This is a genomic window from Methylotenera versatilis 7 (assembly GCF_000799165.1).
Classification (GTDB): Bacteria; Pseudomonadota; Gammaproteobacteria; order Burkholderiales; family Methylophilaceae; genus Methylotenera_A; species Methylotenera_A versatilis_A.
On the sequence record NZ_JUGF01000001.1, the window covers coordinates 383932 to 398724 of the forward strand.

General features: G+C 40.7%; 13 protein-coding genes. 10 read left to right on the forward strand and 3 right to left on the reverse strand.

The features are described 5' to 3' along the window. Positions 1 to 77: 77 nt before the first annotated feature. The 4 genes from K370_RS01640 to K370_RS01655 all read left to right on the forward strand — a co-directional run bounded on the left by K370_RS01640 (position 78) and on the right by K370_RS01655 (position 5978). Positions 78 to 1019 (forward strand): TIGR03790 family protein, encoded by a 942-nt coding sequence (locus tag K370_RS01640; RefSeq protein ID WP_235272655.1) that lies wholly within the window; start codon positions 78 to 80, stop codon positions 1017 to 1019. 167 nt (positions 1020 to 1186) lie between these two features. Beyond that, the gene (gene xrtD / locus K370_RS01645; RefSeq protein WP_160255833.1) at positions 1187 to 2716 is read left to right on the forward strand and encodes a VPLPA-CTERM-specific exosortase XrtD; all 1530 of its coding nucleotides are present in this window, start codon (positions 1187 to 1189) and stop codon (positions 2714 to 2716) included. Between the two features lie 41 nt (positions 2717 to 2757). Further along, positions 2758 to 5139 (forward strand): tetratricopeptide repeat protein, encoded by a 2382-nt coding sequence (locus tag K370_RS01650; RefSeq protein ID WP_047537437.1) that lies wholly within the window; start codon positions 2758 to 2760, stop codon positions 5137 to 5139. A 20-nt stretch (positions 5140 to 5159) separates the two neighbouring features. Further along, positions 5160 to 5978, forward strand: a complete 819-nt coding sequence (locus tag K370_RS01655) for an ExeA family protein (protein ID WP_047537440.1) — start codon at positions 5160 to 5162, stop codon at positions 5976 to 5978. A gap of 56 nt (positions 5979 to 6034) precedes the next feature. On the opposite strand, the gene K370_RS01660 is transcribed toward K370_RS01655, so the two are convergent. Beyond that, positions 6035 to 6535 carry an aminoacyl-tRNA deacylase gene (locus K370_RS01660; RefSeq protein ID WP_047537443.1) on the reverse strand — a complete coding sequence of 167 codons (501 nt, stop codon included), beginning with the start codon at positions 6533 to 6535 and terminating at the stop codon, positions 6035 to 6037. A gap of 322 nt (positions 6536 to 6857) precedes the next feature. Here K370_RS01660 and K370_RS01665 point away from each other — a divergent pair, with 322 nt between their 5' ends. After that, positions 6858 to 7061 carry a rubredoxin gene (locus K370_RS01665; protein WP_052185131.1) on the forward strand — a complete coding sequence of 68 codons (204 nt, stop codon included), beginning with the start codon at positions 6858 to 6860 and terminating at the stop codon, positions 7059 to 7061. A gap of 38 nt (positions 7062 to 7099) precedes the next feature. Here the strand turns inward: K370_RS01665 and K370_RS01670 are convergent, their stop codons facing one another. Continuing rightward, a complete protein-coding gene (locus tag K370_RS01670; protein WP_047537445.1) occupies positions 7100 to 7948 on the reverse strand; it encodes a LysR family transcriptional regulator in 849 nt (282 codons plus the stop codon). A 105-nt stretch (positions 7949 to 8053) separates the two neighbouring features. Here K370_RS01670 and K370_RS01675 point away from each other — a divergent pair, with 105 nt between their 5' ends. The 5 genes from K370_RS01675 to K370_RS01695 are packed head-to-tail and all read left to right on the forward strand — an operon-like array spanning position 8054 to position 12671. Further along, positions 8054 to 9793: a diflavin oxidoreductase gene (locus K370_RS01675; protein ID WP_047537447.1), complete on the forward strand. Its 1740-nt coding sequence runs from the start codon at positions 8054 to 8056 to the stop codon at positions 9791 to 9793. 11 nt (positions 9794 to 9804) lie between these two features. Continuing rightward, positions 9805 to 11505 (forward strand): NADPH-dependent assimilatory sulfite reductase hemoprotein subunit, encoded by a 1701-nt coding sequence (locus K370_RS01680; protein WP_047537449.1) that lies wholly within the window; start codon positions 9805 to 9807, stop codon positions 11503 to 11505. A 33-nt stretch (positions 11506 to 11538) separates the two neighbouring features. Further along, complete coding sequence (locus K370_RS01685) at positions 11539 to 11865, forward strand: DsrE family protein (RefSeq protein WP_047537452.1); 327 nt, start codon at positions 11539 to 11541, stop codon at positions 11863 to 11865. A 9-nt stretch (positions 11866 to 11874) separates the two neighbouring features. After that, positions 11875 to 12288, forward strand: coding sequence for a DsrE family protein (locus K370_RS01690; protein ID WP_047537455.1), 414 nt, complete (start codon positions 11875 to 11877; stop codon positions 12286 to 12288). Between the two features lie 2 nt (positions 12289 to 12290). Continuing rightward, positions 12291 to 12671, forward strand: coding sequence for a hypothetical protein (locus K370_RS01695; RefSeq protein WP_047537458.1), 381 nt, complete (start codon positions 12291 to 12293; stop codon positions 12669 to 12671). Between the two features lie 205 nt (positions 12672 to 12876). Here the strand turns inward: K370_RS01695 and K370_RS01700 are convergent, their stop codons facing one another. Next, entirely contained in the window at positions 12877 to 14784 is a 1908-nt protein-coding gene (locus tag K370_RS01700) for a cytochrome c/FTR1 family iron permease (protein WP_235272680.1), read from the reverse strand. Between the last annotated feature and the right edge of the window lie 9 nt (positions 14785 to 14793).

Genomic DNA, 14793 nt, shown 5'->3' on the forward strand with positions numbered 1-14793 from the left:
TTTTAAATCCGACCGTAATTTGGGCAGAAGAAGCTCAGTCTCCAATAGCTCATTCAATCACTCCAGAGCAAGTTGCAGTGATTGTTAATTTGCAGGATGCTAATAGCCTTACTGTTGGTGATTATTATATTAATGCGCGAAATATACCCAAGAGCAATCTGATTAAAGTGGATATTAGCCCCGATATTTCAGTAATGACAGAACAGCAGTTTCTTACTTTACGCACTAATATTTTTGCTCAATTAAATGAAAATATTAAAGTGATCGTTTTAGCCTGGACGAAACCATTTGCGGTTAACTGTAATTCAATTACTTCAGCAGTGACATTGGGTTATCAAGCTAAACAGTGCGAAAATGGATGTGGCGTAGGTATCAAAAACCCTTACTTTAATAGCGCCTCGCACAATCCAGAAAAAGATTTCAATATGCGTTTATCAATATTGTTACCAACAGATTCAATTGAAGTCGCAAAAAACATCATCGACAAAGGTGTATTAAGTGGATTTAAATTAAATGAAGCGACAGCTTATTTTTTAAAAACGACATATGATGCCGCCAGTAAATCGCGTGAGCCATTTTTCCCAAAAGATCTGACCAGAATTGAATCAAAGAAGTTGTGGATTCGTACCATTAAGGCAGATGTCCTCAAAGATAAGAAAGATATTATGTTTTATTTTACTGGCACGGCTGAAGTGCCAGATTTAAAAACACTGAATTTTATGCCTGGTGCTATTGCAGATCATTTAACTTCATTTGGCGGTATTTTATCTAGTGAGCGGAGTACGACAAGCTTGAAATGGCTGGATGCTGGTGTTACGGGGACTTATGGCTCAGTTTCGGAGCCCTGTAACTACTGGCAGAAATTCCCTAATCCGTCTGTATTGTTAAATCATTATTTGGCTGGAAATACACTGATTGAAGCATATTGGAAAAGTGTTTACTGGCCGACACAGGGTTTGATTATGGGTGAGCCATTAGCTGCACCATATATGACGCAGTCTTACACTATCAAACCTTAAACTATTAAAAGGAATTGTTTTTTCTTCAGGTTGCAAAGTGCTGGCACTAAGAGTCCTGTTAGCCCAAGTGGGTTGCTGTAGTCCTAAGTGTAAATTTTGCTGATAAACTAATCGCCATTAATGATTAATTGAATCTCATGGATAACAAAAAAACTATGCCAAATTTTTTGTCTTTAACCCAAAACCAGAAATGGTTTTTATTTGCTTTGGTGCTTGCATTTGTCGCTTATTTTGGTGGCTTAAGTGATTTGGTTTCAAGGTGGAATACACAAGAAGAATATGGTCATGGCTACTTTATTCCGCTAATTAGTATTTGGTTTTTGTGGGCCAGAAAAGAAGCGTTACTTGCGAGTATAGGTGAGTCTTCTTGGGTTGGTCCTGTATTGATTGCCATAGGCGCAGTAGGACTGTTACTTGGCGAACTGACAGCCATATTCGTTTTAATCCAATTGAGCTTTTTATTGACCCTTATTGGTTTGGTCTTAGCTTACGGTGGCAAGTCGTTATTAAGAGTTTCATTGTTGCCTATCGCATTTTTAGCATTTGCAATCCCATTGCCTTATTTTCTGGGCGCGCAATTATCCTGGCGTTTACAACTCATTTCATCTGACTTGGGCGTGGCATTTTTACGCATATTGGGTAATTCAGTCTATTTAGAAGGCAATGTAATCGATCTAGGTATATATAAATTACAAGTAGTCGAGGCTTGCAGTGGACTGCGTTATCTATATCCACTATTGAGTATTGGCTTTTTGATGGCTTATATGTACAAAGGCAAACTCTGGCAAAAAATATTTATCTTCTTATCGACCATACCAATCACTGTCATTATGAACAGTCTGCGTATTGCCATGGTTGGTGTGTTGGTGAATCGCTGGGGTAATGATATGGCGGACGGCTTTTTACATTACTTTGAAGGCTGGATTATCTTTATGGTTTGTTTGCTTATATTAATTCTAGAGGTAGTGATTTTAGAAAAAATAGGGCAAAAGCGCCATTTTTGGCAAGCAGTGGATGTGCCCGTTATACAACCGGTGCACCCTGACAAGCCTGAGTCCATTGTTAAAAAACCTTTGTATGTCAGTATCGTACTTATTTTAGTGGCTTTAATTGCCGTTAACTTATTAAGTGACCGTGTGGAAATAAAGCCAGAAAGAAAGCCCTTGGCAACTTTCCCAACAAAAATCGATAATTGGATTGCTAAGGAGTCTAGCTTACCAAAAGATGTGGAAGAGTTTCTGGGTGTAGATGACTACCTGTTGGCAGACTATAAGACTGGCAGAGATTCGGTCAATTTCTATGTGGCCTATTACGCCTCTCAACGTAAAGGAGTGTCGCCTCATTCCCCACAAGTTTGTATGCCGGGTGGTGGGTGGATCATTTCCTCACTGGATCGTATTACGATTGACGTGGCAGGTAAAAAAGATTTTCATGTAAACCGTACAGTGATTAATAAAGATAATCACAGGCAAGTGGTTTATTATTGGTTTGAGCAACGTGGTAGACACATTGCTAACGAGTATTATATGAAGTGGTACTTATTGCTGGATTCTATTCAGAGAAACAGAACGGATGGCGCACTGGTACGGGTGACTGCTTATATCCGACCATCTGAATCAATAGAAGCGGCTGATAAGCGTATCCAAGCGTTTTTAGAAAAAAGCATACCCTTATTGGATACATATGTACCAAAATAATTAGATTACTTGATAATTTATATTAATTAAGAAGACCGAACATGAAAAAACCTATTTCCAATTTACTGATTGCACTTTGTTTAACCGTAATCGTCAGCGGTTGCTCTACTCCCGAAGAAAAGGCGGAGAAGTATTATCAGAAAGGTATGGAGTTACTGGAAACAGATCCTGATAAAGCGAAACTAGAGTTTCAAAATGCGCTGCAATTGAAAAAGAGCATGCCTAAGGCAATGTACGCACTAGGCTTGATTGCAGAGCGTAAAGGTGATTTTAAAGCGACTTATGGTTTAATGAATGAGGTCATTGAAAAAGACCCTAAGCATATTGATGCCTTGGTTAAAACGGGGCAAATATTATTGGCGGCCGGTAAGGTGGATCTTGCGCTTGAAAGAAGTAATAAAGCGTTTGAAGTCGATAAAAACAATGTTGCTGCGCTCAATTTACGTGCTGCCATACAGTTAAAATTGAACGATACAAAAGGCGCGCTTGAGTACGCAAATTTAGCGTTACGCAAAGATCCTGATAATCAGGATGCATATATCTTATTAGCAACTGAGCGATTATCCGCAAAAGATAATATCAAAGCACTTGAGTATCTAGACAAGGCTGTGAGTAAAGATGAGAAAAATCTAGCAGTACAGTTGATTCGAATCAAAGTGCTGGAAGATTTATCCAAGGTTGCAGAAGCAGATCAGTCTTTTCAAAAACTAATTAAATTGTTTCCAGATAAGACAGTAGCAAGAAAAAGCTATGCGCAGTTTCTGCTTAAATATAATCGTCAGCCAGAGGCTGAACAACAACTACGCGCGATTGCAGAAATTTCACCCGACTTACAATCAAAACTAGATATCGTTCGATTTGTTATTGCCGCTAAAGGCAAAGATGCAGGTCGTCTGGAATTAGAAAATTTCGTTAAAAAGGAGCCTGAGAATTATGAGTTAGCTTTTGCTCTGGTTAACTTATACCAAGTGCAAAAAATGCCTCAGCAGGAAGATCAGTTGCTAGATCAAATCAAGCAAAAAGCCGGCAAGACTGCTGATGGATATAAAGCGCAGAGTATGATTGCTTATAAACTGATTCAGGCAGGTAAAAAAGAAGAGGCAAGCAAAATACTAAACGCAATTATTGAGGCTGACAAAAGTAATGGGCAGGCATTAACGTTAAGAGCAGGCTTAGCCTTGGAAGCTAAAAATTATGATGCTGCTATTATTGATTTAAGAACTGTAACACGCGATTCCCCTACAGCATACAATGCGCTTGTCATGCTGGCTTCTGCGCATGAGAACTCCGGTTCGCCAGAACTTGCAGAAGAGCATTACCTTAAAGCGTTTGAAACAAGTAAATTTTCACCGACCTACGGCATTCCATATGCACAGTTTTTAATGCGCCGTAAACAGCCGGAGCGCGCCGAAAAAGTGTTTGAAGACATGTTGGCTGCTCATCCAGACAACGCGGCTGTGATGAGCTCACTTGCGCAGGCTAAAATTGCGCGCGGCGATTATGCTGGCGCGCAAGCACTGGCAGATAAAGCAAAAAATCTGAAAGATAACAAGCTATTGGCCGACCAAATACAAGGTGCTATTTCAACAGGCCAAAATGATTTCGAAAGCGCTTTAAGTGCCTTTAAGCGTGCGCATGAAGCTGCCCCAAATGAAGCGCAACCCATTGTTGCAATTGTTAGAACCTATATGCGCTCCGGTAAAACTAAAGAAGCTCTTGCCTTTATAGATACCGTTTTAAAAGACAACCCTAATAATACTGAAGCGCAATTAATCAAAGGACAGATTCTTCTTGGTTCTGGCAATACACAAGGTGCGCAGCAAGTGTTCTCTAATGTGATACTTACAAACCCAAAAAATCCCGCAGGTTATCAACAGCTTGCACTTGCACAACAGCGGGGAAATCAGCCTGATGAGGCCGAAAAAACGATTCAAAATGGTTTAACCGCGATACCAAAAGACTTTGGTTTAATGCTCACCCAAGCAGGATTATATGAGGCTGCTAATCGTATAGAGGATGCTATAAAAGTATATGAGGATTTGTTGAAAGAGCGTCCGGGTGTTGAAATTGTGAATAACAATTTAGCAAGTCTTTTGTTAGATTATCGTAGTGATCAAGCCAGTTTTACGCGTGCTCATACCTTGGCTAAAGATTTAAAAAATAGTACAACGCCGCAATTTTTAGATACTTTTGGCTGGGCTAGCTATAAAATTGGTGAGTTTAGTGCTGCTGAAAAGGCATTAAAATCAGCAGTTGAAAAATCGCCTGAGATTGCTGTGTTTCAGTATCATTTGGCCAAAATTTATATTGCTAGAAATGATACTGCTTCGGCAAAACAGGCATTACAAAAATCTATTAAATTGGCTGAAAATCAGCAGTTCCCTCAAAAAGATGATGCAATTGCATTACTTAAAACTTTATAGCGGTAGTCTGGACAACAAACATGTATGAAAGCTTTTATGGTTTAAAAGAAAAACCTTTTTCAATTCAACCAGATCCGGAATTTTTATTTTTTAGCCTTCGCCATAGCATGGCATATGCCATGCTGGAGTATGGTGTACAAAATCGCGCCGGATTTTCTGTGATTTGCGGTGAGATAGGATGCGGAAAAACCACATTAGTACGCCATTTACTGAATAATTTAGGCGATGAGTTAACGGTAGGTATTGTTTACAACACGCACGAGCATATTGACGATTTGTTAGGCTGGATAATGCTTTCGTTTAATCAACCGTATGAGGGCAAATCCAATTTAGCCTTGTACGATGCATTTCAGCAGTTTCTAATTAAATGCTATAGCGAAAATAAGCGTGTTGTGCTGATTGTCGATGAAGCGCAGAATCTAAGCCCGGCAGCGCTGGAATCGTTGCGCATGTTATCGAACATTAACGCGGATAAAGATCAGCTCTTACAAATTATATTGGTTGGGCAGCCACAATTAAGAGATTTACTCCGCAGGCCAGATTTACAGCAGTTTTTTCAACGTGTTTCGGTGGACTTTTTTATTCCGCCATTACAGTCTTTTGAAGCGGATAAATACATTCATCACCGCCTGCATGTTGCCGGGCGCGATACGCTTTTGTTTACACCTGCGGCAACGCGTTTAATTGGCGAAGCAGCTAGAGGTATTCCACGTAGTATTAATATCCTTTGTGATACTGCACTTGTGTATGGTTATTCGACCAATGCGGAGAAAATTGATGTCGGGTTAGTGCGTGAAGTGATTAAAGATAGGGCAGAATTTGGTGTCTTAGGTATTTAGTGGTTAAGCTTCTAAGTGTTATTTGTGATTGAAGCTTTATAAAGCAAGGTGAAAGTTTAGGATTGTATGTTTGTAAATTGACCTTGATCTGCATAAGCAAGCAGTTTAAGTAAATCAGCTCCTTTGAGTGATAGCGCGAACCCCAAAACACCACTACCAATCACCACGGTTTCATAGTCTTTTATACTATTATCCACCAGAACTTTAATGTCTTCTGGCAATGCGATTGGTGGGACAGCTCCCACAACATATCCGGTTGCTGCAGGTACTTCATCAAATTCCGCCATGCGACACTTACGTTCATTTAAATGGTTACGCAGCAAGCTCCAGTCAGCACGGCCACCACCTGCAACAGCTAATAAAACAAACTTATCTGAAGCTGTTTTGAACAACACGCTTCTAACCACGGATTGTGGATCTAATCCTTGCTTTAAAAGCAAGTCCTCTAAATTTCTAACAGGTTTTTTATCTTCAGTTAATGGAATTTCTATTGCTTCATAAGCAATGTTTTCATGTTGTAACAGTTTAGTCACAGGGGAGGTAATGTGTTCACTCATAATCAGTTGTTCTCAGCTAAGGTAATAACGATATTATTGACTACGATTGTCTCACAACCATTTAAGGATTACTTACATCTGCGTTAATCAATAAGGTAGCAAATTTACAACTACAAACAAGGGTATGGGAGTATGTTGAAACAAGTGTAGGCAAGCCCTCACCACTTGATATCAAAATTGTTGGCTATTTAATTTTCGAAATTTGTTAGTGCTTAAAATTTTATAACATCAATAATTTGAATATTAAAGGACGTTATATTTCATTTTTATTGAATATTGATTGGGCGGATAATGCGACTGTAATCATATATACAGAGGCAATATGGAAGTTTGGCAGTGTGTAATTTGTACTTTAATTTACGATGAGGCTATAGGCTATCCAAAATTGGGGATCAGTCCTGGCACGCCCTGGCATGAACTTCCTGACTACTGGAAATGTCCTGATTGCGGTGCGAATAAGGCGAATTTTGAATCTATTCCTATTGAGGAATATTTGAATCAAATGTTTATATTAGGTGAGGACTAAAGTGGATTTGAATGGCCAGGCTTCTCTCATGCTTTGAGCTAGCGCTGTGACCAATTAGCTTCCTCGATCGCTACAGTCTTTAAAACGGTTAATACTTCTGTCATTAACGTGCTGAGTTTGTTTCTTGGGTAGACCAAATAGATGGGGTAAGAAAATTCTGGCGCTTGAGGCACCAGTTCAAGAATACCTTCGTTGATATATTGTTGCACTACTCGAGTACGAAAATAGCCGCTACCGCCATTTTCAAGTAGGTAGTGGAGTGCTAGGGGGCCTAAATTCAACGATAGCTGATTGTGAGAATATTCTGCAAGGGCAGTATTGTGTTGCTGGTTAAAGTCGTCACCCCAGTCCACGTAGATGTATGGGCCAGATTTCCTAACCGATCTCACAAGAACTAATTTTTCTTCTAACAATTGTTCAACTTGCATTCCTGGCCAATAATCAGGCTGATGTACCAAGGCTGCATCCATTGCACCAATTTCTAATTTTTGATGGAGTGTTCTCGTTTCACCTACTTCCGCACGTATGGCGAGAGAAGGCAAATGACTGCGAATAGCGCCAAGCCAGTTCAAAAGTAATGGGTTCCATAAACTAATTTCACCTCCAATTGTGATTAGATCAATCGACCCGATTGGCAAAGGTAAGTCTTTACGTGCCATTTCCCATATTTGAACAAGCTGGCTGGCATGAGTGACAAACCTTTTTCCGTTTTCAGTCAGCTTAGCTCCACTTCTGTTGCGTATAAATAATCTGCAGTTTAATAGCTCCTCTAAATGTTGTATGCGAGCGGTTACTGTGGTTTGAGTGATATGTAACCGCTCGGCAGCCTGAATAAAGCTACCTGTTCGAATGATTTCAAGAAAAGTAAGAGCAAGGTTGATGTCCATCGGTATATATCGAAATATTTAATATTAAAAGCCATTATATTTCATTATTATTAATATTAATAACATTTCATAATGCTGGTTTATGAATAAAAGTACAGAAATGATATGACCGTCAGTTTAGCGGTAGATGTATTCAATGATAAAAAGTGGCAAGAGATACAACTCTTGTTGCAAACGTTGGATGCTCGCCAAATGACATGGCTAAGTGGATATTTGGCAGGTCAAAGTAATAAGACTGTTGAAACAGAGCCGCCAATTGTTAATGAGCCTGAAGTGTTGGTGGCTTATGGATCTGAAACCGGAAATTGTGAAAAACTAGCGCGCCAACTGGAGGCACTGGCGCGGGCGGAAAATATAAAAGTCGTCGTTAGAGATCTTGCGTATATATACCCGCGCCAATTAAGCAAACAATCTCATGTGCTATTCATTTGCAGCACGCATGGTGATGGTGACCCGCCAGAATCAATAAAGAATTTCTATGCATCTTTAATGGATGCTAAAGCTGCGAGATTGCCAAATTTACGCTATGCAGTTCTATCATTGGGAGATAGCACCTACGAACATTTTTGTGCAACCGGAAAACAACTGGATGAGCGATTTGCTTCTTTAGGTGGTACGCGTCTTACTTTTAGGCAGGATTGTGATGTTGATTACCATGGTGCTGCAAAGTTGTGGATGGAAGAAGTCTTAAAACTCATCCCGCGTAGTGAATCGGTAGAAAGCACGACTAGGCAACATATCGAGCAATCTGAAAAGATTACAAAAAGTAATCCGTTATTAACAACAGTTCTGAGTAATACCCGATTGAGTAGCATCAGTCGCACTAATCCCGTTCATCATATTGAGCTGTCGATTGATAGCAAAAGAGTTTCATTAGCGCCAGGCGATGCGATTGGTGTTCTGGTACGAAACCCAGATTCTTTGGTAGATGAAGTCTTAGAAGCCGCTAGTATGAAACGCGATGAAGTTGTGACAATCAATCACAGAACAACCCGCTTGGATATGGTGCTTGCGGAAGACTGTGATTTAACCATCCCAAGTAACAAGTTTATTGAGATGTGGAGTCAGGTGGCTTTGAGTGCAGATTTAACTGCAATAGCTAATCTAGAACATAGCGAAAAAAAGAATTTTTTAAAAACGTATCAAGTGCTGGACATCATCAAGAAGTTTCCAGCAAAAGTAGATGCACAACGTTTTGTGGATCATTTACGACCGCTGCAGCCACGTTTATATGATGTTGCTAACAGTATCAATCTTGTCGAAGATGAAGTTCACCTCACGGTCAAAAAATACACTTATGAGTTTCAGGATAGAGTTGAAGAGGGCGTGGCTTCAGCACATTTGGTTGATATTAAAGAGAACGATCAACTAAGGATATATCCATATCGAAACTCTCGTTTTCATTTACCCGAAGCATTAGATGTGCCGTTGATATTAATTGCTGATAGTACAGGAATAGCACCGTATCGATCTTTTATTCAAGAGCTGCAGCTAGGTATAAGAACACATCCATGCTGGTTGATTTTTTCTGAAGAGCAATACGAAGAAGATTTTCTGTATCAAGTAGAGCTACAAAAAGCGATGGAGCTAGGTATTTTGAAGCGTATTGATACCTTTTTTTATCACGAGCAATTAGATAGTTCACTGGGTAAGACGGTAGTTGAACAATTTGACTTACTTATAGACTGGTTAAAGCAAGGAGCACATATTTATCTATGTGGGGACAAGCAGCTTTTGACCGAATGTGAAATTGAAATGACTTCCTGGCTAATGAATAGCGGTAAACATGAAGTGAGTTGGCAGTCTTTGGATAGCAGCCATCGCATACACAGGAATTTGTATTAGTGAGTATAAGAATGGATAAAAACTTAACGCTTGAGAATGAAATTTCACAGGTTGTCGATCAGTTGCCGCCCTATGAGCAGTTCAAATTCAATAGTAACTTTCTTAGAGGCACCATTCTTGATGGGTTGAAACGTGCCGATACCGGAGCTGTTCCGGGGCAAGATCCTCTGCTCATGAAGTTTCATGGCATCTACCAGCAAGATAATCGGGATATTAGATCGAATCGAGCCGAAAGAAAGCTTGAGCCAGCATATCAGTTTATGGTGAGGTTAAGGATTCCTGGCGGATTCTTAACCGCCAAACAGTGGTTAGGACTAGATAAAATATCCAGAAAATTTTCGGAACGAGGCCTGAGGATTACTACTCGCCAGACAATTCAATTTCATGGGATACGTAAAAAAAATCTGCAGCCATTTATGAGGGCAATTCGGGATATTGGGCTTGATACCATTGCTGCGTGCGGTGATGATAGCCGTGGCGTTGTTTGTGGGTCAAATCCGGAGTTATCTCACGTACACCATCAAGTATTTAATCTGGCAAAAGAAACCAGTAAAAGATTGATTCCAAAAACTGGAGCTTACTCTGAAGTTTGGTACGGTGAGAAAAGTATAAGTAATTTGGCTAATTCAAACGAAGATCCTGTTTATACCAAATTATATTTACCGCGAAAATTTAAAGTAGGTTTTGTTATCCCGCCAAGCAATGACATTGATGTTTATGGCCAGGATGTCGGTTTTATTGCGATTGTAAAAAATAAGAAGCTATTAGGTTTTAATTTGTGTGTTGGCGGAGGTATGGGAAAAATCTACAGCAGGTCAGATAGTTATCCGCGATTAGCCGAACAGATTGGTTTTATAAAAGCAGCAGAAGCATCAGCGGTTGCTGAAATCATCATGACGATACAGCGTGATTACGGAAGTAGAGAAGATCGTCATCAGGCCAGATTTAAATACACATTAGACAGGCTAGGTAATAAGTGGTTTTTAGAGATATTAGCGAAACGGAGAGGAAAAGCATTAGAGCCAGCGAAACCATTTGAATTTACCCATAACAGTGATCCAACAGGCTGGCAGCAAGGTGATGATGGGCGATGGCATGGAACATTACAAATTGAAAGTGGCAGAATCGATGGTGCACTTCAAGATAAATTAGCCGGATTTTTCCAACAGTTTGATGGAGATATTAGACTTACTCCGAATCAAAATCTTCAGCTTGTTAATGTGAATGCCTATTCACTCGCTCAGACTAAGTGGCGCCTAGATGATATTGGACTTAGCGAGCATCTGGCACATCAAAGCCAAGCGGCACACACCATGAGTTGCGTGGCACTACCTACATGTGGATTGGCGATGGCTGAGGCCGAGCGCTATCTACCTAACTTTAAAGTATTGTTTGATTCTTTAAAGTCGGCTCATGGACTTTACGATGAGCCAATCACACTTCGTATCACTGGTTGTCCTAATGGCTGTGCAAGACCTTATTTAGCAGAAATAGCACTTACCGGACGTGCCTTAGGGCTTTATAACCTTTATTTAGGTGGCAGTTATATCGGCAACAGGCTGGCAAAACTATATGCCAGCAATGTCAATGAACATCGAATTGTTGAGATATTAAATCGTCTGTTCGGAAAGTACGCTAATGAGCGCAGATTGGATGAAAAATTTGGTGATTTTTTAGTGCGCAATGAATTATTGGACCAGCAAAAACCTTAAGTCCATCAGGAAATTAATTTAACAGGAGTATTTATGTCGCGATATTTTTTTATACAAAGCCAGGATATTTTCACGGAGGTGCGAACTAACGCCCAGTTTAACTTAGCCAAGAGCTTAGCTAAAAAGGGCAATTCCGTATCAATTCTTCTTGTGCAGAACGGAGTGGTTGCGGCTAGAAAAGGTGCGCGTAGCGCGCAAATGGACGCTTTATTAAATGATTCAGTCACTGTGCTGGCTGATAATTTTTCATTGGAACAAAGAGAGATAAATGTCAATAATTTGAAGCCGAATATTAAGGTTTCTACAATTAATGTAGTGATTGATGCCTTGTTAAATGGCGATAAAGTGATTTGGAATTAGGGAATATATATGAGTAACAGAAAAACGATCACCTTTGCATTTATGGATCCGCCTTTTGAAAATGAGCGGACTGTCACATTCTTCCGTTTATTAGATGCTGCTTTAGAGACGGGAGCTAATGTCAAAGTATTTGCTTATGAAGGGGCCGCAGCCTTGTCTTTTGCATTACAGAAAGCGCATGGTAACGCTGTGCATGGCAGAAATGAGACGGATGAAGATCATCCATTGACCAAAAATTGGATAGCAGCTTTACAAACTAAGGCGGCTTCGAAAGATTTGCAGTTTGACTGGGTAAATTGTGGCCTGTGTGTTGATGAACGAGGAGTCAATGAATGTATTAGTGGATGCGGTAGAGGCTCACCGGCAGATCTGCTGCGTTACGCGACAGCATCAGATAACACATTAATTATTGGTACCAGATAATCATGAAAATTTTACAAGTAGTTGAACAGGCTTTTCGAACCATTGTTGAGGAGCAAGACGACACCATTTTGTGGCTTACTCAGTCAATGATCAGTGCTGGCGGAGATTTGGAAGTATTGCTGACTGGAAATTGTGCATATTACGTAATTTTAAAACAACGACAACCAAGCTTGACGCTAGGCAGTTGGAAGCAAACGGAACCCGCAGAACTAAACCGAGATATAACAAATCTTTTAGAGAAAAAGATACCAGTTTATGTTTTACATGAAGAGTTACTTGAACGCGGTCTTTTAGATACCCCAGTACACGAGGATATACAAGTAATTAATCATGACCAGTTGCTGGATATTTATGATCGTGTTGATCAGGTGTGGCAATGGTAGTCGCTTACGAGCTTGAATGAAAATCTTTAAAAATAGCCAGATTCATACAATAGTTTCTGTAAAGTAAACGTTGTAGGTGCTAGAGAGGGCAGCATTATGTTAGGGCGCTAAGAGGTGGCTTGATGTGATATGTGGCACTGATACAAGCACCCACCTACTAGAGGTGGGTGTGAAAAGAAGTTCGCCTTCCTTCAATAACTCTTGATTAGATTTTATGGCGCTTTAATGACGTAAAGTAATTAAAGCTAAAACCGAAAAGTGCGACTATTAACACTAGCATCTGTGCGAACATGGTTTCTGCTGTTGGGTGCATACCTAATAGTGGTATGCGCGGCCAGGTGAAGGGAGTAACGCCAATCCATCCTGCCTCTTGTAGAGCAATGCTCCCTTTGCCTATCAGAATCACAGCCAACACCATCACTAAAACCGATGTAATTGAGAAAAATTTACCAATCGGCATAATTGCGCTGGTACGTAGCATTGCCCAAGCGATGATGACCAATAACAAAATAGCTGTTAGAAATCCAGCTAATAATGCGCCACTATTCCCGTCAGTTGCAAGTGCGGAGTAGAAAAGAACTGTTTCAAAAACTTCGCGATACACTGCAATAAATGACAAAGCGAATAAAGCCCATGCAGTCCGCCGAAACATCGCAGCAGATAACTTTTCGTGAAGGTAAGCTTGCCATCTTCCTGCGCTACTTTTTTGATGCATCCACAACCCAACTGTTAATAAAACGATTGCAGCAAATATAGACCCAGCCCCTTCAGTCACCTCTCTACTTGCGCCACTGATCGTGACCAAATAAGTCGCTATCACCCAAGTTAAAGCACCAGCGAACAATGCACTAACCCATCCGGAATGAACATATCGCAGCACATCAGGACGCTCTGCTTTTTTCAAAAACGCAATGATACCGATAACTATCAGAAGCGCTTCAACACCTTCTCGGAGCAGAATGGTCAGAGCCCCTATAAAGGTTGTCATTGGGTCGACTTCTTTTTTACCCATTTCTTCGTCTACGTCAGCAAAGAGCCTATTCAGATTTTCTGCGGCCGCCTCTGCTTCCGAAACGGTGCCCTTGGCTATAGCAGAACGGTATGCCAACATTGCTCCTTCGACAGCAATCAGTAGCGACTTGTTACGCGCACCAATTGTTGGTTCAAGCGGTTCGAAACCATCTAAATATGCTGATAAACCGAGTTTCATCGCAGCTGCTCGGTCACCAGAATGTAGCGCTGTTAAACTTTCTGAGAGTCGCAATCGTGATAAAGCAACACCAGCGGGTTTGAGCTCTTCTACTACGCCTGGGCTATTGCGAAGATAAGCTGTAATGTCGCGTGCGTTTGTTGACAGCATTTTTTGGGCGAGACTGTCTTGCGTTAATGTGGTAACGGCAGCTAAATCTGGAAAAAGGGTTTTAATATCGGGGGATTCTTTCCACAGCTTTTCACCTTGCGCACGCATTGCATCGTTATATGAGATGCTGCCGATGAAAAAAGCTAATGCCCAGCGGTCATCATCCGTTAGGCTTGCAAAGCTTGGCATTGAGGTGCCCTCAACACCTTGTGATATCACTTGATAAAGCGCCATCAGACTTCTTGATTGCGCTCTTTCTTGATCAGTAAATGCAATCGGTTTAGGATCCAGAGCGGCGGCCAAAGGCCCGTTTCCGTCACCTTTTGACCCATGGCATGAAGCACATTGTGCGTTATATAGCATGCTTCCTTTGGAAAGATTGGGAGCTTTTTTAGGCGCTACAGGTATTGGATAAGCTGCAATGAGTTTTGTATTGGCTAGATGAGCCAGGCGCTTAACATCAGAAGCATCAGTCTTACTTACAACAGCAGAGCGTAAATCAGCTATTGCGGTAGCAATAGCATCTTTCGAAGCATTAGCAGGTAAAGACTGTATCTGTAGTGTCGCATTATTGGTGAAGTCGAGCATTTCTGCATATTCTGCTTCACTTACCACTGTTCCTTTATTAACAGCGCCGCCATAATCCACTGCAACATAATCAATTAACTGCCACAGTTGCTTTGCGCCATTATCTGATGCTGTTGTTTCTGCTAAGGACGTCCCAGGTGACAATATGAAACATGCCAAGATCATCAATATTCT

What these genes read in the sequence shown, in the direction of transcription:
- K370_RS01650 (WP_047537437.1), top strand. Translation starts at nt 2,758, where the DNA reads ATGAAAAAACCTATTTCCAATTTACTGATTGCACTTTGTTTAACCGTA.
- K370_RS01655 (WP_047537440.1), top strand. Translation starts at nt 5,160, where the DNA reads ATGTATGAAAGCTTTTATGGTTTAAAAGAAAAACCTTTTTCAATTCAA.
- K370_RS01660 (WP_047537443.1), bottom strand. Translation starts at nt 6,535, where the DNA reads ATGAGTGAACACATTACCTCCCCTGTGACTAAACTGTTACAACATGAA.
- K370_RS01665 (WP_052185131.1), top strand. Translation starts at nt 6,858, where the DNA reads ATGGAAGTTTGGCAGTGTGTAATTTGTACTTTAATTTACGATGAGGCT.
- K370_RS01670 (WP_047537445.1), bottom strand. Translation starts at nt 7,948, where the DNA reads ATGGACATCAACCTTGCTCTTACTTTTCTTGAAATCATTCGAACAGGT.
- K370_RS01675 (WP_047537447.1), top strand. Translation starts at nt 8,054, where the DNA reads ATGACCGTCAGTTTAGCGGTAGATGTATTCAATGATAAAAAGTGGCAA.
- K370_RS01680 (WP_047537449.1), top strand. Translation starts at nt 9,805, where the DNA reads ATGGATAAAAACTTAACGCTTGAGAATGAAATTTCACAGGTTGTCGAT.
- K370_RS01685 (WP_047537452.1), top strand. Translation starts at nt 11,539, where the DNA reads ATGTCGCGATATTTTTTTATACAAAGCCAGGATATTTTCACGGAGGTG.
- K370_RS01690 (WP_047537455.1), top strand. Translation starts at nt 11,875, where the DNA reads ATGAGTAACAGAAAAACGATCACCTTTGCATTTATGGATCCGCCTTTT.
- K370_RS01695 (WP_047537458.1), top strand. Translation starts at nt 12,291, where the DNA reads ATGAAAATTTTACAAGTAGTTGAACAGGCTTTTCGAACCATTGTTGAG.
- K370_RS01700 (WP_235272680.1), bottom strand. Translation starts at nt 14,784, where the DNA reads ATGATCTTGGCATGTTTCATATTGTCACCTGGGACGTCCTTAGCAGAA.